Consider the following 22,897-nt stretch of genomic DNA (forward strand, 5'->3'; position numbering starts at 1 on the left):
TGGACGTTGGAACCTGCCGTCAGCCGGGAGCAGGCTGACGGCAGGTTTTTACGAGGTTTGAATGCCTCGTGCGCGACCCAACGATCCCGCTATCTTCCAAACTGAGGCGCGAGATATTTGTTCCGCACTTCGCGCGAAATCAGTAAGCGCGATCAGAACTATGCCGCGAGTTCCTGCACTACCATTTGACCCGGTAGTCAAGGCGCAGATTGCCGGCCGGCGTCAATGTCTGCGGGTCGAGGAACGAAGCAGAAAAATTCAGGTTCGGCGCAAGAGGCTGCTGAAACGAGACCGTGCTGGAGAAGGCATTGCCGACATCTTTCAGATTGCCGCTTGCCGATATGGATGTTCCTGTCCAGGGAACGGCAAGCGTCACGTCCTGTGTCGCGATAATAGTATTCGCACCGCTCCGCGCCCCTGCATAATTGACATTCAACGATCTGGACGTGCGCATATCGAGACCATCTGACACCATCCAGCTACGTGAGCGGCCAAAACAAAGGGTGCCGGCGCCGTTTAGCGTATCGACACGCAGCGCCACTTCGCGCCGCCAGCTGGTCGAGAAGCGGCTCTGGCTGTCGACAGCCGTTCCCCATAATGTCGCAAGACTGCTGCTGCGCAGGATCGTTCCATTCACGGAACCTCCCAGGCCGAGATCCACACCCGCACTCGTTTCCCAAGCCATCGGCAATCGAAAACCCAGCGTCGTCTTATAGGTTCGCGGAGCAACCTTGACCGGCGACCAGATCATCAGATCACTGGCATTGGCGGCCTGCGGCAACAACATCACGCTTGCAAGAACACCGAGAACGGCGCGCTGTGCAACAAAAGCCATCTATAAACCCACTTATCTCTGCCCGAAACTTTGGGCACACCAAGACAACGGCCGAACACATGGCAAATGCCGCATCCAGGCCTCGGATTGATTTGTTCAGTTGAGCGCCCGAAATCGGAAGCGCTGCGGAGCCAAAAACAGGCATCCGCTCGAAGGATATATCGCCACCACGGAAACGGGTGACACCTTCGCCTAAAGACTCCCATCCACCGCCGGGCTTGTAAACCCCTTGAGACCAAGTTTTTTGCTGCGGTGCACATTTGCCGCATATGGTGGTGATAACGCCGGCCTTGCCGCCAGCCATCAAGACCGGCTGCGCAACATCACTCCAAGCGAAGCCCGGCCTTCTTCAGAAGCGGGAGCACCCGATCGCAAAAATAGGGAAGTTCCTGGGTGTAATTGACGAATGACAAGGCGATGCCCGCATAGCCTTGCTCCGAAATGGCGATCATCTCATCAGCGATGCGTTCCGGCGTCCCAATCAGCGGATAGCTGCCCGCTCCACCGGCGAAGCGCTGCCGATAGCGATCATAGGCTTCGCGATCATGGGATTGCGAAAACTCCTTCTTGCCGGCCATATGTTGGTCGACGGCCGCGTGGTCAGCCATGGTGACGGCGTAGCGCGTGTAATAATCTTCCGCCTCTGCCTGCGTCTCGCGGCAGACGATGTGGCAGACCGTGTAGACGCCGACCTGCCGGCCATTCTTTTCCGCACGTTGGCTGATGTCGATCACATGCTTTCCAGCGTCAGCAATCTCGGTGAAAGTGGTGAAGAGATAGTCGCAATGGCCGGCCGCGAAATCTCGGCCGGGACCGCCGAATGCGGCATTCATCGTCACCGGGCGCGGCGTCTGCAGGCTTGCCGGACGGCTAACGGCCTCTTTCAGGCTGTAATAGCTTCCGGCATAATCCAGCGGCTCGTCGGAGGCGTAGAGCTTTTCAACGATCTCGAGCCATTCCGTCGCCTGGTCGTAGCCCTTCTCGACAAGTGGCACGCCGAACATGCCGAATTCCTTCGGGTTCCAGCCGCAGACGATGTTGAGCCCTGCCCGCCCCTGGCTGATATGATCGACTGTCGCGAGCGACTTTGCCGCATAGAGCGGATGGACGAGTGGGACATGCACCGTCATGAACAGACCGATGCGATCCGTCGCAGCAGAAAGAGCCGCGGCCCAGGTGAAGGTCTCAAACGACCATTCGCGCACCCGGTTCTTGCCGCCGAAACCACGCCAGCGGGCGATCGGCAGTAAGAATTCAAGACCGGCGCGATCGGCGATCTGCGCAGCGGTTAGATTGTCTTGCCAGCCGGCCGTCCAACGCTCCGGCACATCGGTAATGGCAAGCCCGCCATCCGCATTGGTCGAGAACACGCCAAGCTTCAGCCGGTTCGGCCCCTTCAGCGGATGCATCTTCACGGCGCCTTCTCCTCCGACTTCACCCTGCAGCGTCCCGGCAGCCGGCAACGATGCGACACGCAAATGTGTGACGCTCACGGAAAAGAATTTCAAGCCTAAAATTTATTTGGCTGTTGTCGCTTGGGACGGCGGCGTTACCTGGCTCACAAGCCAATCCTGAAAGAGCATGGCGATCTCGTTGGTCTGCTTCTTTTCCGGCATGACCACATAGTAGCTGTTCTCGGTCGGCATCGGCAGTTCGAACAGAGGCAGCAGCGCGCCTGTCTGCAATTCCTCTTCGATGAGATAGGTGGGCAACAGCGCGACGCCGAGCCCGGAGATGGCGGCAGCGATGATCATGGAGAACTGATCGAAGCGGGCGCCGGGATAGGCATGTTCGGTCGGCAGTTTCTGCAGATCGAACCATTGCGCCCAGAGCTTCGGACGTGTTGTCAGATGCAGCAGCGGAGCCAGTGACAGATCCTCCGGACCGCCGAGCTTCAATCGGCCGGCCAGTTGCCGGCCGGCAACCGGAAGAACCGTCTCATTGCAGAGAAACGTGGCAACGGCGCCAGCCCAGGCCGGCAGGCCGTAGTGAATGGCAAGGTCGAAATTGTCCTCATCGAAACTGAAGGGCTTGGAGCGCGACTCCACCGTAACCGCGACGTCCCGATGCTCCTCTAGGAAATGGCCGAGTCGCGGCACCAGCCACCGCGTGCCGAAGGTTGGCAAGGTCGCTACTTTCAACGATAGCTTCATTTGCCCCGAGGCGACGGCGCCGATCATCAGACGCTCTGAGCGTAGCAGCAGATCCTTGACCTCCGGCAAAAGCCGAAGCCCCGCTTCCGACAGGACGACGCGTTGCCGCACGCGCTCGAAAAGCTTTAACCCGGTCTGCTGCTCCAGTTCGCTGATCTGACGACTGACGGCGCTCTGGGTCAGGTTCAGTTCTTCGGCCGCCCGCGAAAAATTCTGATGCCGGGCCGCGCATTCGAATGCTTGCAGATTGACGATGTCGGGGATGAGGCGCCTGCGCATAGTCATTCCATTTTCGCATCAAGTTAGAATTTTCTCTCACAAGACCAGTGATCGGACAAGAGATATCCTGCAATATAGGAATGATATAGCCTTTTCAGGAACCGACCGCCCATGAAGTCTGATCACGTCTCCACAAGCGATATTCGCAGCGCCTTTTCGGCCGCCATGTCCGCCATGTATCGCGAAGAAGTCCCCGCCTACGGCACGCTCATGGAGCTGGTAGGCCGCGTCAATGACGCAACGCTCGCCGCCCAGCCGAAATTGAAGGAACGCCTTCAGGCGACCGACTATCTCGATCGCATTTCCGAGGAACGGCACGGCGCCATCCGGCTCGGGACGGCTGCAGAACTGGCGATGATGGCGCGCGTGTTCGCCGTCATGGGCATGTATCCCGTCGGCTATTACGATCTTTCCACGGCGGGTGTGCCCGTGCATTCAACGGCATTCCGGCCCGTCGGCGACGCCGAGCTGAAGCGTAATCCCTTCCGTGTCTTCACCTCGCTGCTGCGGCTCGACCTGATTGCAGATCAAGACCTGCGCGCGGCATCGGCTGAAATTCTTTCGAAGCGCCGGATCTTCACCGAAGACGCGGTTTCGCTCACAGAAAAAGCCGAACGCGACGGCGGCTTGACTATGGCCGACGCCAGCCGTTTCGTCGACGAAGTGCTTGAGACTTTCCGCTGGCACGACGAAGCCAACGTCGATGCCGCCATGTACCATCGTCTCCATGATGCTCATCGCCTGATTGCAGATGTCGTTTCGTTCAAGGGCCCGCACATCAACCATCTGACGCCGCGCACCCTGGATATTGACCAGGTGCAGACGCTGATGCCCGATTATGACATTGCGCCGAAGGCCATCGTCGAAGGCCCGCCGACACGCGGCTGCCCGATCCTGCTGCGCCAGACCTCCTTCAAGGCGCTGGAAGAGCCCGTATCCTTCCGCAATGCAGACGGCGTCTGGGAAACCGGGTCGCACACCGCTCGCTTCGGCGAAATCGAGCAGCGAGGCATTGCACTCACCCCTAAAGGCCGTGCCCTTTATGATCGATTGCTCGACCAGTCCCGCAGGATCGTGCGGCCCGCCGCAGACGGATCGAATGCGCGCGAATATGAAGCCGCGCTGGCGCAGAGCTTTGGCGAATTTCCTGATGATTGGGCAGCGATCCGCGCTGAAGAGCTTGGTTATTTCGCCTATTCGTTGACGACCAAGGGCAAGGCTGTGGCCGCAGGAGCCGGTCGCTCCCTCGAAACCCTGATCGAAGACGGGTTCATCCAGTTCGACCCGATCGTCTATGAAGACTTCCTGCCCGTCAGTGCCGCCGGCATCTTCCAGTCAAACCTCGGCGATAGCGCCCAGCAGGAATTTGTCGCCAGCCCGAACCAGAAACGGTTCGAGGCCGACCTTGGAATGAAGGTCGTGAACGAATTCGACCATTATGCCGGCATCGAGCAGGCATCGATCGACGCGTGCCTACGGGCACTATCCCAACAAGACGCGGCCGAGTGAGATCGCGCGACCATAGAGATCGCGCCGCAGGCCCGGATCAGAGACAAGTGGAGTTATGAGATGAATATCGCAGCAAAGAATCTTTCCGTCGCGGCCGAAACCGCCGCCATCCTCGAAAAGCTCGGTGTCGACAAGGCGCTCTATACGCAGGGCGACATGCCCTCCTACTCGCCTGTAACCGGCGAGAAGATCGGCGATTTGAAGACCGTTTCGGCCGATGAAGCAGCCCGGCGGATCGAGAAGGCTCACGCCGCATTCCGCGCCTGGCGTCTGGTGCCGGCGCCCAAGCGTGGCGAACTGGTTCGCCTGCTCGGCGAAGAGCTGCGTGCCGCCAAGGACGACCTTGGTCGCCTGGTCTCGATCGAAGCAGGCAAGATCCGCTCCGAAGGCCTCGGCGAAGTGCAGGAAATGATCGACATCTGCGACTTCGCAGTCGGCCTCTCGCGTCAGCTCTACGGCCTGACGATCGCCACCGAGCGCCCGGGCCATCGCATGATGGAAACCTGGCATCCGCTTGGCGTCGTCGGTATCATCTCGGCCTTCAACTTCCCGGTCGCGGTGTGGTCGTGGAACGCGGCGCTCGCGCTGATCTGCGGCAATCCGGTCATCTGGAAACCCTCGGAAAAGACGCCGCTGACGGCGCTGGCCTCGCAAGCCATCCTCGATCGTGCGCTCGCCCGCTTCGGCGATGCGCCGGAAGGCCTATCGCAGATCCTCATCGGTGACCGTGCCATCGGCGAAGTGCTCGTCGATCATCCTAAGGTGCCGCTCGTCTCGGCGACGGGCTCGACCCGCATGGGCCGCGATGTAGGACCGCGGCTCGCCAAGCGCTTTGCCCGCGCCATTCTCGAACTCGGCGGCAACAATGCCGGCATCGTCTGCCCGTCTGCCGATCTCGACATGGCGCTGCGCGCCATCGCCTTCGGCGCCATGGGCACCGCCGGTCAGCGCTGCACGACGCTGCGCCGCCTCTTCGTACATACGAGCGTTTACGACCAGCTCGTGCCGCGTCTGAAGAAGGCCTATCAGAGCGTCTCCGTCGGCGATCCCTTGCATTCCTCGGCTCTCGTCGGCCCACTGATCGACAAGGCCGCCTTCGATGGCATGCAGAAGGCCATTTCGGCCGCGAAATCGCACGGCGGCACCGTCACCGGCGGCGAGCGCATCGATGTCGGCCATGCCGATGGCTATTATGCCAAGCCGGCGCTTGTGGAGATGCCGAAGCAGGCCGGGCCCGTTTTCGAAGAAACCTTCGCGCCGATCCTCTACGTCATGCCTTATGACGACTTCGATGCCGTGATCGAGGAACACAATGCCGTCTCGGCCGGCCTTTCCTCGTCGATCTTCACTCGCGACATGCAGGAATCCGAGCGCTTCCTCGCGGCTGACGGCTCGGATTGCGGCATTGCCAACGTCAACATCGGCACATCGGGCGCCGAAATCGGCGGCGCATTCGGCGGCGAGAAGGAAACCGGTGGCGGTCGTGAATCCGGATCGGATGCCTGGAGAGCCTATATGCGCCGGGCGACCAACACCGTGAACTATTCCAAGGCCCTGCCGCTGGCTCAGGGCGTATCCTTCGACATCGAGTAGGCCTCATGACGATCGCCACCACCATCGAGGAAGCGGGTTTTCGGCCCGCTTCGCGCATCGCCTCCATCGGCGTGTCGACAATCCTGCAGATCGGCGCACGCGCCAATGCCATGAAGCGCGACGGTCTGCCCGTCATCATCCTCGGCGCCGGAGAGCCGGATTTCGATACGCCTGACAACGTCAAGGAGGCGGCAAAGGCCGCCATCGATCGTGGCGAAACGAAATACACCGCGCTCGATGGCACGCCGGAACTCAAGAAGGCGATTGCCGGCAAGTTCCTGCGCGAGAATGGCGTCGACTATGCTCTCGACGAAATCACCGTGGCGACGGGCGCAAAGCAGATTCTGTTCAATGCCTTCATGGCGTCGATCGATCCGGGCGACGAGGTGATCATCCCGACGCCCTACTGGACGTCCTATTCCGATATCGTCGAGATCTGCGGCGGTGTGCCGGTGCTGATCCCCTGCGATGTCGAGGCCGGTTTCCGCCTCAAGGCGGATCAACTCGAAAAGGCGATCACGCCGAAGACGCGCTGGCTGCTCCTCAATTCGCCGTCCAATCCATCGGGTGCGGCCTATTCGGAAGCGGATTACCTTCCGCTCATCGAGGTTCTGCAGCGCCATTCGCATGTCTGGCTGATGGTCGACGACATGTATGAGCACATCGTCTATGACGACTTCCGTTTCACGACGCCTGTCGCAATCGAGCCTAGCCTCAAGAGCCGGACGCTGACGGTGAATGGTGTTTCCAAGGCCTATGCGATGACCGGTTGGCGCATCGGTTACGCCGGTGGCCCGAAGGCACTGATCAAGGCCATGGCCGTCATCCAGAGCCAGGCAACTTCGTGCCCGTCCTCGGTCAGTCAGGCCGCCGCTGTTGCTGCGCTGAATGGCCCGCAAGACTTCCTCAAGGATCGCACGGCCAGCTTCCAGCGCCGGCGGGATCTCGTCGTCGGCAGGCTCAATGCCATCGAAGGCCTGAATTGCCGCGTGCCCGAAGGCGCCTTCTACACATTCTCGAGCTGCGCTGGTGTGCTCGGCAAGACGACACCCTCGGGCAAGACCATCCTAACGGATGCGGATTTCTGCGCCTATCTGCTCGACGAAGCCCATGTCGCCGTCGTGCCAGGTTCGGCATTCGGGCTGTCGCCCTATTTCCGCATTTCCTATGCGACATCCGAGGCAGATATTGTCGAAGCGCTTGATCGCATCGAACGGGCCTGCGCAGCGCTGCAGTCATGACCACAGAAGAGTGTGGCACCCTCACGGGCAGCCACTAACTCAACCGTGGAACCGCTTTCGCGCGAGATAGCTATGGGGTGACCATTTCCTGTGCCGGGTGCCTAAGGCTGGAGCACGATTTTTCCGTGCGCATGTCCGCTCAGGCTAAGATCCATCGCCTCCTTCCAGCTTGCCAGCGGTAGTGCCAGAGCAAGCGGGATTGAGAATTTGCCGACAGCCGCGAGCTTGGCAAACTCCCCGATCACGTCATATCGTTGCGGTGTGTTTTCTGAAAACGAGTGCCGGATGCCCATTTCATTCGCCGCCGAGAAATCGCTAATGGTCAGAATACGCCTGGGATCACCACCAGCAATTTCCAGCAGGTCAGGAAGCCCGCCGTTGGCGGGGGCCGTATCAAGTATCAAATCGGGCGAGCCCTGTGCAATATCGCGAACTCGCTGGATCATCCCCTCCCCATAGCGCGTCACCTTTGCACCGAAGCCGCGGAGACGCTCGCCGAATGTCTCTCCCGCAGTTGTGATGACCTTCGCGCCACGGATCAGGGCTATCTGTACCGCTGCAAAGCCGACCATCGTCCCGCCGCCATGCACCAGCACGGTGTGCCCCTTTTCGACCCGAAGGCTTTCAATGCTTCGGAATGCGGTCTCAACGACGAGCGTTAGTGACGCGGCATGGATCATGTCGAGCCCCTCCGGAACCGGGGCCCAGTGATTGAGCACGGCGAAATCCGATGCGCCGGCGCTCGCATAACCTGCGAAATCGGCAGAGCCAAGAACAGCATCGCCTATCCTGACATCGGTAACGCTCTCGCCAACTGATTCCACAAACCCGGCGACATCCAGACCAATGCCGCGAGGCATTTTTCCAGGAAACAGGCCGCGGCACAGCGCCCAGTCTGCCGGGTTGAGGCCGCAGGCGTGTACCTTTACCAGGATGCGGTCCTGGCTCGGCTCCGGAATAGTCACCCTCTCCAGAACCAGAACATCCTCAGGTTCCCCATAGTCATGAAACCGGATGCTGCGCATGTCTGAGGGCTTGGTATCGGTCATGTCGTTCTCGCTTTCATTCTTCTCAAGCAAAGATGATCGCAGTTCCGTGGTTGCAAACTTGCACGGCGCTGCGTAGTATTGTCAGTGACTGACGATAAGCGTAAAGTCAGCCACTGACAATAGGGAAAATTGATGCCACGAAATCGTGAAGAAGTGCGTCGCCGGCTCATGGAAGCGGCTCTGGAACTATACCAGGAGCGTGGGTACGAGCAGACGACGGCCGCCGAAATTGCACAAAAGGCTGGCGTGACGGAGCGAACTTTTTTCCGGCACTTTCCGGACAAGCGGGAGATGTTCTTTCACGGGGAGACGGCGCTGGGCGAAATGCTAACCGCGGCGGTGCGTAACGCTCCGCGTGAACTCGGCCCCTGGGAAACCCTATTCAAAGCCTTTCGTTCGGCGGAAAAGCTCTTCATTGAAAACCGCCACGTCTCCGAGCCGGGACGCCGGATTGTCGCTGCCAGCCCCGCTCTTCAGGAAAGACAGGCGGCGAAGGTCAATTCTCTGACGGAAGCGTTGGCTGCAGAGCTACGCGAGCGCGGCGTGGCTGCCCGGCGCGCTTCGCTGATTGCGAAAATCGGCATGGCAGTTCTTGCTCACGCCGTAGCCTCATGGCTCGATGGCGGCTCTCAAGAATTGGACGATCACCTGGTCCAGGCCTTTGAGGATGTGAGTGATCTCTCTGCTTTCAACGTGACGAGGTTCGCTGAAACTGCCGAACCGCAACTACGGACTGATAGCTGACGGCGCATTGGACCGCCGGAATGATGAGTCAAAATGTGAAATTGCGGCTTTAGCGATTCCACATTCGGATCAATGGCGGGCCTGTCAGCCCACCATATTTTTAGCAAGTAAAAGCTTTTACTTAGACGGCTTCTCTCATGCGAAGCTTCTCCAGGCTGTAGACCTGCCCGAAGCGATTGTTTAGGAAGTCACCGAGGTCGATTTCTTCCTGGCAGACGAAGCCCTTGGTGGGAAGCTTGCCGTGGGAGAGCAGATCGAGAACTGTCGTGATGCCGGCAGCCGTGGTGATCTGGATGGCGCTCATCTTCTTGCCGGCAACGATGCCCGCATAGACCTTGTTGGCATAGGTTTCCTGCATGTAGCGACCTTCGCGCCAGCCGCAGACGGTGACGAAGACGACGACCACATCCTGCATTGTCGCAGGCAGGGCGTTTTCGAAGAGATCCTTCAGCACATCGCGGCGGTTCTTGAGGTTCAGGTCGTTCAAGAGTGCCTTGATGATAGCCTGATGGCCGGGGTAACGGATGGTGCGGTAGTTCATGGTGCGCACGCGGCCGGCAAGCGTCTTGGCAAGCGTGCCGAGACCGCCGGAGGTGTTGAACGCCTCATAGGTGACGCCGTCGAGCGAGAATTCCTCGCGCTCTTCCATGGCCGGCACTGTCACGAGCTTGCCTTCGACAATCGCTTCGCACGGCTCGATATATTCGTTGATCAGGCCGTCCGTGCTCCAGGTCAGGTTATAGTTCAAAGCATTGGACGGATATTGCGGCAACGCGCCGACGCGCATGCGGACGCTGTCGAGGCTGTCGAAACGCTTGGCGAGATCGTTGGCGACAATCGAGATGAAGCCCGGCGCCAGGCCGCATTGCGGGATGAAAGCAGTTTTGGCCCCCTGGGCCAGCTCTTCGACCTTCTTCGTCGTGGCGACATCCTCGGTGAGGTCGAGATAGTGGACGCCCGCTTCTAGCGCGGCTTCGGCGACGAAGCCGGTGAGATGAAAAGGAGCGGCCGATAGAACAGCGAACTTTCCGGTGAGAACAGCGACGAGCCCGGCGCGGTCGGCGATATCGACGGCTGCCGTGGAAATCGCAGGGTGGTGGTCGATCTTGGCGAGCTGCTCGGGGCTGCGGTCAGCGACGACAACCCTGTAATCGCCCGTGTCGGCCAGCATCAAAGCAATCGCTCCACCGATTTTGCCTGCGCCGATGACCACTATGTCTTTCATATAAATCCCCTGCATTTCATTGATAAGATTTTTATAAGTGTAGGCAGGGATTGGACGATTCATAGCGACATAAAGCGCTTTTCGTCGTATAAAAATAAGCAAAATGACACCATATTTTTGCAAAATGCAGGAATGACGATGCAGGTAACGGAAAAAGATCGGGAATTGCTGGCATTGCTCGGTCAAAATGCCCGCATGCCGGTGGCAACACTCGCCAAAAGGCTGTCGCTATCGCGCACCACGGTGCAGGCCCGACTCGAACGGCTTGAGAGAGAAGGTGTGATCGCCGGCTATGGTGTGCGGCTGTCGGAAACCTATCTCTCCGGCCTCATCCGCGCCCATGTTCTGATCACCATCGCACCGAAAGCGCTCTCGGCCGTAACGGCGTCGCTGGATGCGATCCATGAGGTAACGACGCTGCACTCCGTCAGCGGCTCCTTCGACTTGATCGCCATCGTTGCCGCACCGTCGATTTCCGAGCTGGATCAGCTGATCGACGAAATCGGCAAGATCGACGGCGTCGAGCGGACGCTATCGTCCATCGTCCTTTCGACGCGGATCTCGCGCTGAACCTACGGGCGCCGTTGGCTTAGGATACAGACTCCATATCCGGGCTGGCGGAAAGGACGGCCTCCTTCAAGGCGCGCGAATAGGGATGCTGCGGATTGTCGAGCACCGCACGCGCGCCGCCTTCTTCGACGATCTCGCCCTTCTTCATGATGATGATGCGATCGCTGATGTAGTAGGCGGTCGCGAGGTCATGGGTGATATAGATGATGGACAGGCCGAGGTCCCTCTTCAGCTGACTGAAGAGATTGACGATGGCCATCCTCAGCGAGGCATCGACCATGGAGACGGGCTCGTCGGCGACCAGCAGCCTCGGTTGCGGAATCAGCGCGCGCGCAATGGCGGTGCGCTGCAACTGACCGCCCGACAATTCATGCGGAAACCGGCCCTTCACTTCGGCAAGCGTCAGGCCGATATGGACAAGCGCCTTATCGGCCATGCGTTCGATATCGGCCTGACTCGGCTTGGTACCGTCAGGCGAAAAATTTCGCGCTGTTTCAAAAAGATAGCGATCAACCCTCTTGAGTGGGTTGAACGCCTCGAACGGGTTTTGAAGGACTGGTTGCACCTGGCGCATGAAGGCACGCCGCTCAGCCTTCCCATGAACGGCAACGGGCCGGCCGCGAAAATTCAGGATACCCGATGTCGGCGGCGTCTGGCCGAGGATCATCGCGGCAATGGTTGATTTGCCCGAGCCGGATTCCCCCACAATGGAGAGGATTTCCGGCTCTTCCCCGAGCGTCAGGCTGACATCGCGGACAGCAATGATATGCCGGCGGCTCAGCATACCGCCCTGGCGGTAGAGCTTGGTGACATGCGAAAGGGAAAGCAGGTCGCTCAAATCTGTGCTCCTGTCACGGCAAAACAGGCGACGCGACGATCCGGCTCGACCGTCACCATCGGCGGCGCTTCGCGGCTGCAGATATCCATGCGCTTCGGACAGCGCGGGTGAAAACGGCACCCTTCCGGCGGCATGGCGAGATTGGGCGGCCTGCCCTCAAGCGAAGGCCGGGTAGAGAGATCGCCGATGCGCGGCAGGCTCGCCACCAGATGCTGCGTATAGGGGTGCAGCGGCAGGTGAAAGAGCTTGCGCGTCGGCGCCTCCTCGACCAGACGCCCGGCATAGACGATGCCGATGCGGTCGGAGACGGCGGCATGCACGCCCATGTCATGGGTAACGAACAGGAAGGAGGACCCCATCTCTCGCTGGATCTCGCGGATCATCTGCAGGACATCGCGCTGAACGATGACATCGAGCGCGGTCGTCGGCTCATCGGCGATGATGAATTCCGGCGTCAGGATAGTGGCGAGCGCAATCGTCATGCGCTGCCGCATGCCGCCGGACAATTCATGCGGATAGGCGTTGAGAAGGTCGGCGTCGAGTTTCAGCCGCTGCAGATGGGCTGCAACCCGATCGAAGAAGGCACCGCGATCGACCTTCATGTGGCGAAGTGCAAAATCCGTGAACGAGTGGCGAATGCGCCTTACGGGATTGAGCACGTTCATCGAGCCCTGCATGATATAGGACAAATGCCGCCACCGAAGCGCCGCCCGTTGCTCCGGTGTCATGGCGTAGATATCCTGCGTGGCGCCGTTGAATTGAAACTTGACCGAGCCCGAAACCACCCGAAGCGGCGGCCGGATGGCGCCGGCAATGGTCTTGATCAACGTCGTCTTGCCGCTGCTCGATTCACCGGCGACGCCATAGATCTCGCCGCGACCGATCCTCAGACTGACATCGTCCACGGCGCGCACCTCGCGATCGACGCCATAAAGGAAGGCCCGATAATATGCCCTGAGGTTGTTGACCTCGACCACAGCCTCCATTCCTAGCCCCCCATCCGGTTCAAGCGACTGCGCGGATCATTGTATTCGTTCATGGACATCGACAGCAGGAAAAGCGCCATGAACAGCACGACGATGGCGGCAACGGGTGCGGCCACCCACCACCAGGTTCCGGCGATCAGCGCGGAATGCGCATTGGCCCAATAGATCATCATGCCCATGGTCGGCGTCTCGATATCGGTGAAGCCGAGCACCGAGAGCGTAATCTCCATGCCGATCGACCAGATCATGTTGTTCATGGTCGTCGCAAAGACGATCGGCAGGACATAAGGCAGATGCTCCTGCACGAGGATCTTTGACATGCTCATGCCGGAATAGACGCTCTGTGTGGTAAAGGGCCGCGTCTTCAAGCTGATCGCCACCGAGCGGATCAGGCGCGCATCATAGGACCAGCCGAGCGAAGCCATGACGATGATGAGTACCGTCCAGGTCATCCCGTCCTTCAGCACGAAATAGAACAGGATCAGCAGCGGAAACTGCGGGATGACCATGATGCTGTCATTAATCGCCATCAGCACCCGATCGACGACGCCGCCGGCATAGCCCGCAACCAATCCCACGACCAACGAGATGATGCGTGAGAGGAAGGCGACACCGATACCGAAGTAGAGTGTATTTCGGAGCGCCGTCGTGAGCTGCCAGAAAACGTCCTGGCCGCGAGAGGTCGTGCCCAGCCAATATTGCCCATCTGGCGGCATGTCCGGGGGCAGCAGATAGATATCCGATGGGCCATAAGGCGAGAAGTAGGACAGGACCACCAGCCCGACGATCACGGCGAGCAGCAGGAGGCCGAAGAGGAATTCGGTATTCTGGCGGGCAAGGTCGCGAACGATCGTCAACATAGCCCTACTCCACCTTGATGCGCGGGTCGATCAGCGGACCCAGTATGTCGACGATGAAAACTGCGGCGGCGACACCGACGATCGAGAGAGCGCTAAGCCCCAGGACGAGACTGTAGTCACCGGCATGCACGGCCGAGATCAGCAGATTGCCGATGCCGGGATAACCGAAGACGATTTCGGTGATGACCGTGCCGTTGAAGACGGCGCCGAGCGACATGGCAAGACCGGTGAACTGCGGCACCATGGCATTGCGCGCAATATAGGAGCGCAGGATCTTGCGTTTCGGCACGCCCCCGAGTTCGGCAAAAACGACGTAGTCCTCGGTGATGATATTGGAGACGAGCGCGCGCATCCCGATGAGCCAACCGCCTGTCCCGACAAGGATCAGCGACAGCGCCGGTAGGATCGAGTGGCGCAGAATGTCGAGCACCAATGAAAAGGACAGCCGCAGATCGGTGTTCATCTCATAGCCGCCATTGATCGGCAGGATTGGCCAGATATAGCCGAACAGGATGATGAGCACGAAGGCCAGGATGTAATAGGGTATCGGCTGCATGGCGATGAAGACGAGGCTGACGGCCTTTAGCACCATGCTCTTGCGGTAATAGCCTGCAAGCGCACCGATCATGTTGCCGAGGATGAAAGTGATGATCACCGAAACGGTCATCAGGCCGATCGTCCAGGGCAGTGCCCTTGCGATGATAGCGGATACCGGCGTCGGAAATGCCGAGAGCGACGGCCCGAGATCGCCTGTCGCGAGACGCCCCCAGAAATGCAGATATTGCTGCCAGACCGAGCCTTCGAGCCCATAGAGCTCACGAAGAGACTGGCGCATCAATTCGACGGCGCGAGGGTCGGACTGCCCCATCTGATGTATCGCACCGATGCTTTCCTCGACGGGATCGATCGGCGTCATATGGGTGATGAAGAACGTCGCGGAAATGCCAAGGAAGACAACGAGCAGGAACTGACCAAATCGCTTCAATACGAAAACTGGATAGGACGTCATGCTGCCGTCTTCCTTGCTGCTTGCGCTTTATCTGTCACTGAAAAGATTCGCCGGACGTGCCTAATGTCCGGCGAAAGGTGCCTGACGCGGCAGCTGCCGCATCAAGGTGGGAGATCTACGGCTGCGCCGGCTTCAGCTTGACCATCATCAATCGGGAATTCGCCCAATTGGGAACGGGGTCGGTGTAGGGGTCCGATATGGTCGGGTAACCCTTCCAGTAGGTCGTATCCATCGACGTGAAGACGTTATAGGACATCAGCGGGATGGTCGGCATCTCGCGAGCAACCAGCTTGAGATAGTCCTTGCCGAGCTCGATACCCTTCGGATCGTCGGCACTCACGCGGCGAATGTTCTCGATGATCTTGTCGAGCTCCGGATTGGACCAGCGCTGCCAATTGCGTGGTGCCTGGTTTTCACCCTTCTTGGCGACGAACTCCGAATGCCAGCTGTCGAGGAAGAATGACAGATCGGGATCGCCACCCCAGGTCTCCACGCTCCAGGCGATGGCGCACTGGAAATCGCCGGTCGCCAACCCCTGCCATACGGCTGAGGACGGAACGGCCTTGGAGTCGATGCCGAAGGCTGCCCATTGCTGCGCGATCAAGGTGCCGGCCCGGGTGAAGACCGAGCGCGTATCACCCTCAACCGTCAGGCGGATCTTGAAGGGCTGGCCATCCGGCGTCATCCACTTGCCGCCAACCTTCTTGAAGCCTGCCTTTTCGAGCAGTTCCGCAGCGGCCTGCGGATCGGGTTTCCACCAGCCATAGCCAAAGGCGGCGCTGATGGCGGCCGGATCGGTGGGGATCTGATCCTTATATTTCGGCTGCTTGCGCAGCATATCGGCAATCTGTTGGCCGATGGTCGGATCATAGGGCTTGATCTTGCGCTTGCCGGTGTCGACCTCGAAATTCTTCAGCCAATCCTGCAACGGCGCCTGATAATCCGTCATGGCAATCGCCGTTGGCGGGACGCCGAGTGCGGACAGCGTCGCAGCGCCGCGATAGCTCGCCATGTCCACGGCCCTGATGTCGATGAGCAAGGCGAGAGCCCAGCGCACATCGGCATTCTGGAACAGCGGATCCTGATTGTTGAAAATCACCGCCGGCAGGGTCGGATCGGGATGGGCGAAGGGGAAGCCGGGGAACCAGCTTTCAACGGTCTTCGACTTTTCCTTCAGCGTGAACATGCCCTCTGGCGTGTTGTCGTGAATGATATCAAGGTTGTGCTCGAGCTGGGCGATGGTACGCTTATCCGGCGGGCCGGGATCGACATAGGTGACGTATTTCGGAGCAGGCTCTCCGAAGCGGCCAAGCGAGGTGCGCTGCCAGTCGTCGCGCTTCTCCCAGGTGTACCATTTGCCTTGCGGGTCAAAGGTTTTCAGCTTGTAGGCGCCGAGCGAAACCGGATTGGCGAAATCATAACGAACCGGATCGGCAACCTTTTCGAAGACGTGCTTCGGCATGATCCAGGCGCCATTCCAGCGTACCGTGAAAATGGCATGGAAGCGCGAGTTCGGTTTCTTCAGCTTGAAGACGACGGTATAGGGGTCCGGAGCTTCGACGCTTGCGACCTGCACCGAGAAAGCGGCGCTCCAGATCATGCCCGGATGGTCCATCTGCGTCTTGACGGTGTAGACGACATCGTCTGCGGTGAATTCGACGCCATCGCTCCAGTAGAGGCCTTTGCGCAGCTTCACCGTCATCTGGGTGAAGTCGTCATTATATTGCGGCTTGTCGGCGGCAAGCGAATTATCCCAAGCCGAGCCGCCCAATCCTTTCTCAGGGTCGATGTACCACAGCGTGTCCATGGTCAGCTGCTGCAGGCCGGTCGAAACGCCGCCGCCGCCATTGACCCAAACGTTGAACCAGCCGGGATTCTTGATCGTTCCCTCAGGATTTTCGACGATCAGCGTCTCCTTGCGGGACAAGGCCGTATAATCTTGAGCTTGGGCTGCCGCGATGAGGCCGAACGTGGCCAGTGCGACGCCGAAAGCAAGCTTCTTCCACTGCTGCATGATCTCCTCCCATTATTATCGATTGTGCGCTGCGCCTGAGCTACGTCGGGCGGACCGCGATTTTTCCCCTTATGCTTTCCAGGCCAACCGGGACCGCCTCCTCGCGATCCCGCAGCCGCCGGCCGTCAAACCGAAAGCCGGATCACCGTGTAGGACAGGGGCTTCAGCGTGGCGCGAAGCCGGCCATCTTCCACTTTCGCATCACCCGTGCTGGTCGGGACGACAGCATTCGGATGGGATGCCGTATTGGTCGCCTGCAGGTCCGGATGAACCATCTCGTGCTGCTCGACGACGCGCGCGCCGGCAAAGCCTTCCAGCCGGGTGTCGAGATCGAGCGAACTGTCGGGATGGCGATTGACGGCGAACAGCGTGACCATCCTGCCCACCTCGTCGTGAACCGCCGATACATCGAGATAGGGCACGTCGTCGGCCTCGTCGCTGTCATAGGTCGGACCGTCGGTGACCAGGCGCAGCGCGTAGCCGCGACCGTATTTCGAGGCGAAATAAAGGGGATAATAGATGGTCTGCCGCCAGGCCGGACCGCCGTCCTCCGTCATGATCGGTGCGATAACGTTGACGAGCTGCGCGATGCACGCAATGCGCACACGGTCGGACCGGCGAATGAAGGTATTAAGAATGCCGCCGACCTGCAGCACATCCTCGAAATTATAGACATCCTCAAGCAGATGCGGCGCATCCGGCCATTCGTTCCGCGCCAGTATGTCCTTGTCCTGCTGGTTGGAATGGTACCAGACGTTCCATTCGTCGAAGGAGATGCCGATCGTCTTCTTCGAGCGCTTCTTCGCCTTGATATAGTCGATGACGCCGCCGATGGTGGCGATGTAGCGATCGAGCTTTTCCGCCTTGGCGAGATAGTTCAGCGTGTTCTTCTCGCGGTTGGCGAAATACATGTGCAGCGAGATGTGATCGGCGCTGTCGTAGCACTGCTCCAGCACCTGGGCTTCCCAATCGGGATAGGTCTTCATGTCGGAATTCGACGAGCCGCAGACGACCAGTTCCAGCGACTTGTCGAAACCGCGCATGGCCTTGGCCGTTTCATCGGCGAGACGGCCATACTCATAAGCGGACTTGTGACCAACCTGCCATGGGCCATCCATCTCATTGCCGAGGCACCAAAGCTTCACATCATGAGGATCGGCCCAGCCGTGCTTGCGCCGCAGATCCGACCAGTAGGTGCCGCTGGGGTGGTTGCAATATTCGAGGAAGTTTCGGGCCGCATCCAGCCCGCGTGAGCCGAGATTGACGGCAAGCATCGGCTTTGTATTGGCCTTCTTGCACCAATCGACGAATTCGTTGACGCCGATCTGGTTGCTTTCACGCGTCCGCCAGGCAAGATCGAGGCGCACGGGGCGCTCGGACCGCGGCCCGACACCATCTTCCCAATTATAGGCCGAAACGAAATTGCCGCCCGGATAGCGGCAATAGGGCGAGTTGAGCTCGCGCACGAGCTCGATCACATCCTTGCGAAATCCATTCTCATCGGCGGTCGGATGACCCGGCTCGTAGATGCCGCCATAAATCGCCCGGCCCAGATGCTCCAGAAAAGAGCTGTAGAGCCGATCGTCAATGTCGGCAATTCGGAAATCGCGATGCATGACCACGTTCGCCTTCACGGCTATCCTCCCATATATATCATATATCTCGTTCTTATACACCGATCTTGATATACTTTTGAAAGATCGTCAACGCGGACGGAACGCAAAATGGTGCGAAACCAGGCGCAGAAGCAGTCCAAAACGGACAAAACCGCACGCAAAAACAAGTAATTATAAAAAATATGACTTATCGGGATTTTCCGATGGCTATCGGCTATATATCAGAATTTTCGATATAATTACGCCAGATCGATACGCATCAGGATATCGCGGCCATAATTGCCGAAGCCACGACCGAAGATGTTGACGCCGCCAGTATGGCGCGCGTCCTCGGCTATGCCGATTTTCAGCCGAATCGAGGAATGCTGACTGATGGCCAAGTCGTCTATGGTCACATCGGATACCGCGACGCCGTCGATGAAGGTACCTTTCTTCGAGATGCGCCAGGTCTTCAGCTTGCCGTATTGCGACCCTTCAAGCTTCCACCAGCTCGGCGTGAACGCCCCGCGCTTGTCGCCATAGTCCCCCGGTGATGTCCATGCGCCGACGGCAACGCCATTGACCCAGATGGTGATGTCGGACGGCCAGTCGGGATTGGTGCCCGGCACCTCCGACGACAACTCCATCGAGAACTCAATGGCATTGACAGCCTTGTTCAAGATCTTGGCATTGTTGGGAAATTTATACTCTACATGACCACGGCCGAACCAGAGGAGTCCCGCCTGCATACGCTGCGGATCAAGGAAATAATCGGGGACGTCAAGAAGCCCGATCACCCCTTCCGTCGAACACAAGCCACAGGGCGCATGGGTCTCGCAGCTCGTATAGAGGCCGATTGGCATCGCGACTTCGATCACGTCCTCGACGCGCTTGAAGGCCGGCTCGTCGAAGCTCAGGAGAATCTCATCGTAAAGCGCCGTGCAGATCTTCTGGTAACCCTTGCGGGCCTTCGCCGCCTTGGTTTCGACAAGGCCAGCCTCCTCCAGGATCATGATGGCGGTGGCGACGGTTGACTGCGGGAGATCGAGTTCACGGGCGATTTCATTGACGTTCATGGCGCCCTTGGCGCAGAGCAGCTTCAACATGTCGATACGCGCCGGCGCAGAAAGTGCCCGCAAAACTGCCGTGTTTTCACCCGCATAAATTGTCAGAAAGCCGCGCTTCATCGAATCCTGAATGCCTCATCAATGAGTTTCATTTATATCAGGATTATTGATTTCACAAGAGGTAGCCGGCATGACGGCTGATTTGGCGCCCCGGCACGAGGCGGGACGCCTAAACAACTATCCATACACCATCAAAGACGATCGCTTGGGACGGACAGATATAAACGCTCAAGTTTGGCGAAACGCCTCATTTGCAGGTCTCAATTCGTTTCAATGCCGCCGTGATGCCGGAAAGCGAATAGGAATAGCTCGTGGCTGTGCCGCGTTTCGACGTCGCCTGCAGCTCCAACTGTGCTCCACCCTTCATGGCGTTGACCATGGAAGGTTCCTGGGTCTCGTCCCTCACCCAGCCATGCCGATCCTTGGTGAACATCGGAAACGTCTTGTCGCCGATCGCGGCCACCATCGCCTCGCCATTCTTCAGATCATAGCCCATTGCAGCTTCGGGAACCAATTTATTGCCTGGGGACGAGCGTGAGACGATAAAGAAATTATCCCCATGATCGACGCTGGCGGGCTTCTGTGCGATCGGCCGCGATACGACATAGCAACTGACGCTATCGCCGGATTTAAGGGAATATGCGCCCCAATTATCGAACTGATCGATACGAACGGGCACGTCGGCATGCGCCATCCCGGCGCTGATTGCCACGAAGACCAGAGCGGGGGCGAAATTTCTTGCAAACATAGTTTCCTGCCATTTCTTGTTTCAAGGACATTGAAAGCGAGAGATGTACTCACACACACGACAGTTTCGGTGCGGTGCGTTATCTGATTGTTAACGTGTCGGTTAAAATTTGTTCATGTTACAAGTGCCGCGGGTATCTGGTTCCAGGGGAGGTTAAAGGTGGCAGGCGCGTCTATTGCAGTGTTGGACAATCCGTCGGACGCGGATCGCCGCGCGATTCTCACCCCTCTGGATGCCTTCAACAAAACGAAGACCGGCGACGAGAATTACGAACCGATCGCGATCGTTCTTCGCGATGAGGCCGAAAAGATCGTCGGCGGGCTCTGGGCGCAGCTCTATTTCGACTGGGTTTTCATTGAGCTGCTTTTCATTCCTGAAAATCTGCGCGGCGACAACCTCGGAGCGAAACTGCTTTCCCAACTGGAAGAGATCGCAAAAGCAAAAAACTGTGTCGGCGTCTGGCTAGACACATTCAGCTTTCAGGCACCGGGTTTCTATGAGCGGCAGGGCTACGAACGCTTCGCAACCATGGATGACTATCCGAAAGGCATGACACGTTTCTTCTTTCGCAAGGTCTTTTGAGCTTCCGTCGCTAAAAGCCCGGCACAAGCTCCTGACAGATGTCTAACCCATCGTGTTTCAGCCCAAAAATGGGCCTGACGCCACACGCAATATATATGGCTCCCAGGCGTCCAAAGTTTTAGAACAATACCGTCTCATTTTTGGACTAAAGGATTAATTCGATGACGAAATTTCGCTTCGCCCTCGCGGCGTCGGCAGCATTCTTTTGCCTCGCGGGCGTTGCGAGCGCGGAAGATCTGACCTTCACCCTCAAGAACGGCACCAAGTCCGTTCTCACCAACTTCTACACCTCGCCGGTCGGCGTCAACAATTGGGAAGATGACGTCTTCGGCAAACAGGTGCTGAACCCCGGCGAGAGCATGGATATCACCATCGGCGATGGGCGAACCGTCTGCAAATACGACATGAAGTTTGAATTCGAGGAAGGCTCCAACCTCGACACGACAACCGACACCCAGAACCTGTGCGAGCTCGGCACCTACACGATCCACGAATAAGGCGGGTCGGGAAGCGTCGACACCAACCAAGCCAATTTGCAACTCGCGCGGTTGGAAATCAAACAATGAAATCCATGCCGGCCTTACCGGTTTCAGACGCTTCCCGGCATGAAATATCAGCAAGCAGATTGGAGAATGCGATGCGGCAAGTGCTTCTATTAATATTTGCGATATCGTTTGCCGCCGTCGCCCATGCCGACCCATTGGCAGATCTGGCTGTCGCGCAGAAGGCTGTGATCGAAGCCTGGAGCAAGGTGCCGTTCTCACAGCAGAACGTCACCTTCGTGACAGAACCTTCAACCGGTTACGGGGTTTACAAGAAGCGGGACTCAAACGTTTTCAAACCCGGCGAACCGATCCTCACCTATGCTGAACCGATCGGCTACGGCTGGAAGCCGCTTCCAGACAATCGCTATGAACTTCACTTGGTGGCCGACCTCGCCATTGTCGACGCCGGCGGGGATGTCGTGTGGAGCAAGAAGGGATTCCTGGACAGCACCCTTCAAAGCTACAAGCAGAACATGGAGTTCAAGCTCGACATGACCTTGAACGTCGACGGTGCTCCAGCCGGCAAATACAAGCTCCGCTATACGCTTTATGACATGACCTCGGGAAAGACGAGCTCCTTCGATCAGGATTTCGAGATCGCTTCGGCTGGCTAATGGACCGGCCGTGCTCCTTGCTCGACTGTTTCTAGAACTGCGAAAACCCCACCAATCTCGCGCATCTGCCGGGATTGAACAATGACCACAATACAAAGACAGAATGGAAGCCCCATGAAAAAGATACTGCTTATCGCCGCCGCGCTTGCGGCCTTTCCAATGCTCGCAAATGCCAAGACGCTCGCCTTCCCGAGCGAAGCGCCGATTGCCAGCGTCACCATTCCCGACAACTGGAAGCCGCAGGAAACCGAAACAGGTATTGACGCCAATTCGCCTGATGCCGCGATCTACTTCGCGCTCGACGTCGCCAGCGGCGACAATGTCGAAAAGGTGATCAGCGATGCCGTCGATTTCCTCGACAAGAACGGCGTCAAGATCGATGCCAACACCCGCAAGGATGACGACAGCAACGAAGTCAACGGCATGAAGATGTCGATCCTGAACTGGCAAGGCACCGATGCGGACGGTCCCGTCAACATCAATCTCGGTGTTCTCTCTCCGGCACCGAACAAGATCCTCGTGCTCACCTATTGGGGCTCCAAGGATGATCAGGCCAAGCACGAGAAGGAAGTGCTCGACATCATCGGCTCCATCAAGCCCGCGAAGTAATGACCTTCATCCGGCCGCCGCGGCGCAGCGGCGGTCGATTGCAACGATCTTCCTGGGTTCGCCGTGTCGGCGGACCCTTTTCTACTCGATACCGAGGGTGCGGCTGGCACCGACGAGATACCTTCACACCGCTTGTATCGGCGGCCAAAATCATGTCATGACTCAAAGCTGA

General features: G+C 58.6%; 22 protein-coding genes. 9 read left to right on the forward strand and 13 right to left on the reverse strand.

Features of this window, described 5'->3' with window-relative positions; all coding sequences use genetic code 11:
• Positions 1-178: 178 nt before the first annotated feature.
• The 3 genes from ACQZ6F_RS01925 to ACQZ6F_RS01935 form a co-directional block, all read right to left on the reverse strand.
• The gene (locus ACQZ6F_RS01925; RefSeq protein WP_449092418.1) at positions 179-835 is read right to left on the reverse strand and encodes a hypothetical protein; all 657 of its coding nucleotides are present in this window, start codon (positions 833-835) and stop codon (positions 179-181) included.
• A 323-nt stretch (positions 836-1,158) separates the two neighbouring features.
• Positions 1,159-2,244, reverse strand: a complete 1,086-nt coding sequence (locus ACQZ6F_RS01930) for an LLM class flavin-dependent oxidoreductase (RefSeq protein WP_449093120.1) — start codon at positions 2,242-2,244, stop codon at positions 1,159-1,161.
• A 108-nt stretch (positions 2,245-2,352) separates the two neighbouring features.
• Positions 2,353-3,273, reverse strand: coding sequence for a LysR family transcriptional regulator (locus ACQZ6F_RS01935; protein WP_267551721.1), 921 nt, complete (start codon positions 3,271-3,273; stop codon positions 2,353-2,355).
• 105 nt (positions 3,274-3,378) lie between these two features.
• On the opposite strand from ACQZ6F_RS01935, the gene hglS reads away from it, so the two are divergent.
• Genes hglS through ACQZ6F_RS01950 form a run of 3 tightly spaced genes read left to right on the forward strand, consistent with a single transcriptional unit; the run spans position 3,379 to position 7,610 of the window.
• Positions 3,379-4,776 (forward strand): 2-oxoadipate dioxygenase/decarboxylase HglS, encoded by a 1,398-nt coding sequence (gene hglS / locus ACQZ6F_RS01940; RefSeq protein WP_449092419.1) that lies wholly within the window; start codon positions 3,379-3,381, stop codon positions 4,774-4,776.
• 60 nt (positions 4,777-4,836) lie between these two features.
• Positions 4,837-6,369: an L-piperidine-6-carboxylate dehydrogenase gene (gene amaB, locus ACQZ6F_RS01945; RefSeq protein ID WP_449092420.1), complete on the forward strand. Its 1,533-nt coding sequence runs from the start codon at positions 4,837-4,839 to the stop codon at positions 6,367-6,369.
• 5 nt (positions 6,370-6,374) lie between these two features.
• Positions 6,375-7,610, forward strand: coding sequence for a pyridoxal phosphate-dependent aminotransferase (locus tag ACQZ6F_RS01950; RefSeq protein WP_449092421.1), 1,236 nt, complete (start codon positions 6,375-6,377; stop codon positions 7,608-7,610).
• A gap of 101 nt (positions 7,611-7,711) precedes the next feature.
• On the opposite strand, the gene ACQZ6F_RS01955 is transcribed toward ACQZ6F_RS01950, so the two are convergent.
• A complete protein-coding gene (locus tag ACQZ6F_RS01955; RefSeq protein ID WP_449092422.1) occupies positions 7,712-8,659 on the reverse strand; it encodes an NADP-dependent oxidoreductase in 948 nt (315 codons plus the stop codon).
• A gap of 132 nt (positions 8,660-8,791) precedes the next feature.
• Here ACQZ6F_RS01955 and ACQZ6F_RS01960 point away from each other — a divergent pair, with 132 nt between their 5' ends.
• On the forward strand, positions 8,792-9,403 hold the full coding sequence (locus ACQZ6F_RS01960; RefSeq protein ID WP_077468101.1) for a TetR/AcrR family transcriptional regulator: 612 nt from the start codon (positions 8,792-8,794) through the stop codon (positions 9,401-9,403).
• 121 nt (positions 9,404-9,524) lie between these two features.
• On the opposite strand, the gene ACQZ6F_RS01965 is transcribed toward ACQZ6F_RS01960, so the two are convergent.
• Entirely contained in the window at positions 9,525-10,628 is a 1,104-nt protein-coding gene (locus tag ACQZ6F_RS01965) for a saccharopine dehydrogenase family protein (RefSeq protein WP_077468289.1), read from the reverse strand.
• 138 nt (positions 10,629-10,766) lie between these two features.
• Between ACQZ6F_RS01965 and ACQZ6F_RS01970 the strand changes: the two genes are divergently transcribed.
• Positions 10,767-11,198, forward strand: coding sequence for an Lrp/AsnC family transcriptional regulator (locus ACQZ6F_RS01970; RefSeq protein WP_068393997.1), 432 nt, complete (start codon positions 10,767-10,769; stop codon positions 11,196-11,198).
• Between the two features lie 19 nt (positions 11,199-11,217).
• Here ACQZ6F_RS01970 and ACQZ6F_RS01975 read toward each other — a convergent pair whose 3' ends face one another.
• From ACQZ6F_RS01975 to ACQZ6F_RS02010, 8 genes are all read right to left on the reverse strand, one after another.
• A complete protein-coding gene (locus tag ACQZ6F_RS01975; protein ID WP_449092423.1) occupies positions 11,218-12,036 on the reverse strand; it encodes an ABC transporter ATP-binding protein in 819 nt (272 codons plus the stop codon).
• The gene (locus tag ACQZ6F_RS01980) at positions 12,033-13,022 is read right to left on the reverse strand and encodes an ABC transporter ATP-binding protein (RefSeq protein ID WP_449092424.1); all 990 of its coding nucleotides are present in this window, start codon (positions 13,020-13,022) and stop codon (positions 12,033-12,035) included. Before ACQZ6F_RS01980 ends, ACQZ6F_RS01975 begins: the two co-directional genes overlap by 4 nt.
• Before the next feature lie 2 nt (positions 13,023-13,024).
• On the reverse strand, positions 13,025-13,882 hold the full coding sequence (locus ACQZ6F_RS01985; RefSeq protein WP_068392903.1) for an ABC transporter permease: 858 nt from the start codon (positions 13,880-13,882) through the stop codon (positions 13,025-13,027).
• Positions 13,883-13,886: 4 nt separating this feature from the next.
• Positions 13,887-14,891 carry an ABC transporter permease gene (locus tag ACQZ6F_RS01990; RefSeq protein WP_449092425.1) on the reverse strand — a complete coding sequence of 335 codons (1,005 nt, stop codon included), beginning with the start codon at positions 14,889-14,891 and terminating at the stop codon, positions 13,887-13,889.
• Positions 14,892-15,006: 115 nt separating this feature from the next.
• A complete protein-coding gene (locus ACQZ6F_RS01995) occupies positions 15,007-16,905 on the reverse strand; it encodes an ABC transporter substrate-binding protein (protein ID WP_449092426.1) in 1,899 nt (632 codons plus the stop codon).
• A 125-nt stretch (positions 16,906-17,030) separates the two neighbouring features.
• Positions 17,031-18,539: an arabinosylfuranosidase ArfA gene (gene arfA / locus ACQZ6F_RS02000; protein ID WP_449092427.1), complete on the reverse strand. Its 1,509-nt coding sequence runs from the start codon at positions 18,537-18,539 to the stop codon at positions 17,031-17,033.
• Between the two features lie 221 nt (positions 18,540-18,760).
• Complete coding sequence (locus tag ACQZ6F_RS02005; protein ID WP_449092428.1) at positions 18,761-19,687, reverse strand: ArsR/SmtB family transcription factor; 927 nt, start codon at positions 19,685-19,687, stop codon at positions 18,761-18,763.
• Positions 19,688-19,874: 187 nt separating this feature from the next.
• On the reverse strand, positions 19,875-20,375 hold the full coding sequence (locus ACQZ6F_RS02010) for an invasion associated locus B family protein (RefSeq protein ID WP_449092429.1): 501 nt from the start codon (positions 20,373-20,375) through the stop codon (positions 19,875-19,877).
• 159 nt (positions 20,376-20,534) lie between these two features.
• Here ACQZ6F_RS02010 and ACQZ6F_RS02015 point away from each other — a divergent pair, with 159 nt between their 5' ends.
• The 4 genes from ACQZ6F_RS02015 to ACQZ6F_RS02030 all read left to right on the forward strand — a co-directional run bounded on the left by ACQZ6F_RS02015 (position 20,535) and on the right by ACQZ6F_RS02030 (position 22,725).
• On the forward strand, positions 20,535-20,957 hold the full coding sequence (locus ACQZ6F_RS02015) for a GNAT family N-acetyltransferase (RefSeq protein ID WP_449092430.1): 423 nt from the start codon (positions 20,535-20,537) through the stop codon (positions 20,955-20,957).
• A 161-nt stretch (positions 20,958-21,118) separates the two neighbouring features.
• Entirely contained in the window at positions 21,119-21,454 is a 336-nt protein-coding gene (locus ACQZ6F_RS02020; protein ID WP_068392927.1) for a hypothetical protein, read from the forward strand.
• A gap of 140 nt (positions 21,455-21,594) precedes the next feature.
• Complete coding sequence (locus ACQZ6F_RS02025; protein WP_449092431.1) at positions 21,595-22,116, forward strand: hypothetical protein; 522 nt, start codon at positions 21,595-21,597, stop codon at positions 22,114-22,116.
• Positions 22,117-22,230: 114 nt separating this feature from the next.
• Positions 22,231-22,725 carry a histidine kinase gene (locus ACQZ6F_RS02030; protein ID WP_077468092.1) on the forward strand — a complete coding sequence of 165 codons (495 nt, stop codon included), beginning with the start codon at positions 22,231-22,233 and terminating at the stop codon, positions 22,723-22,725.
• The last annotated feature ends 172 nt before the right edge of the window (positions 22,726-22,897 follow it).

The sequence above is a fragment of the Rhizobium sp. A22-96 genome (genome assembly GCF_053521805.1).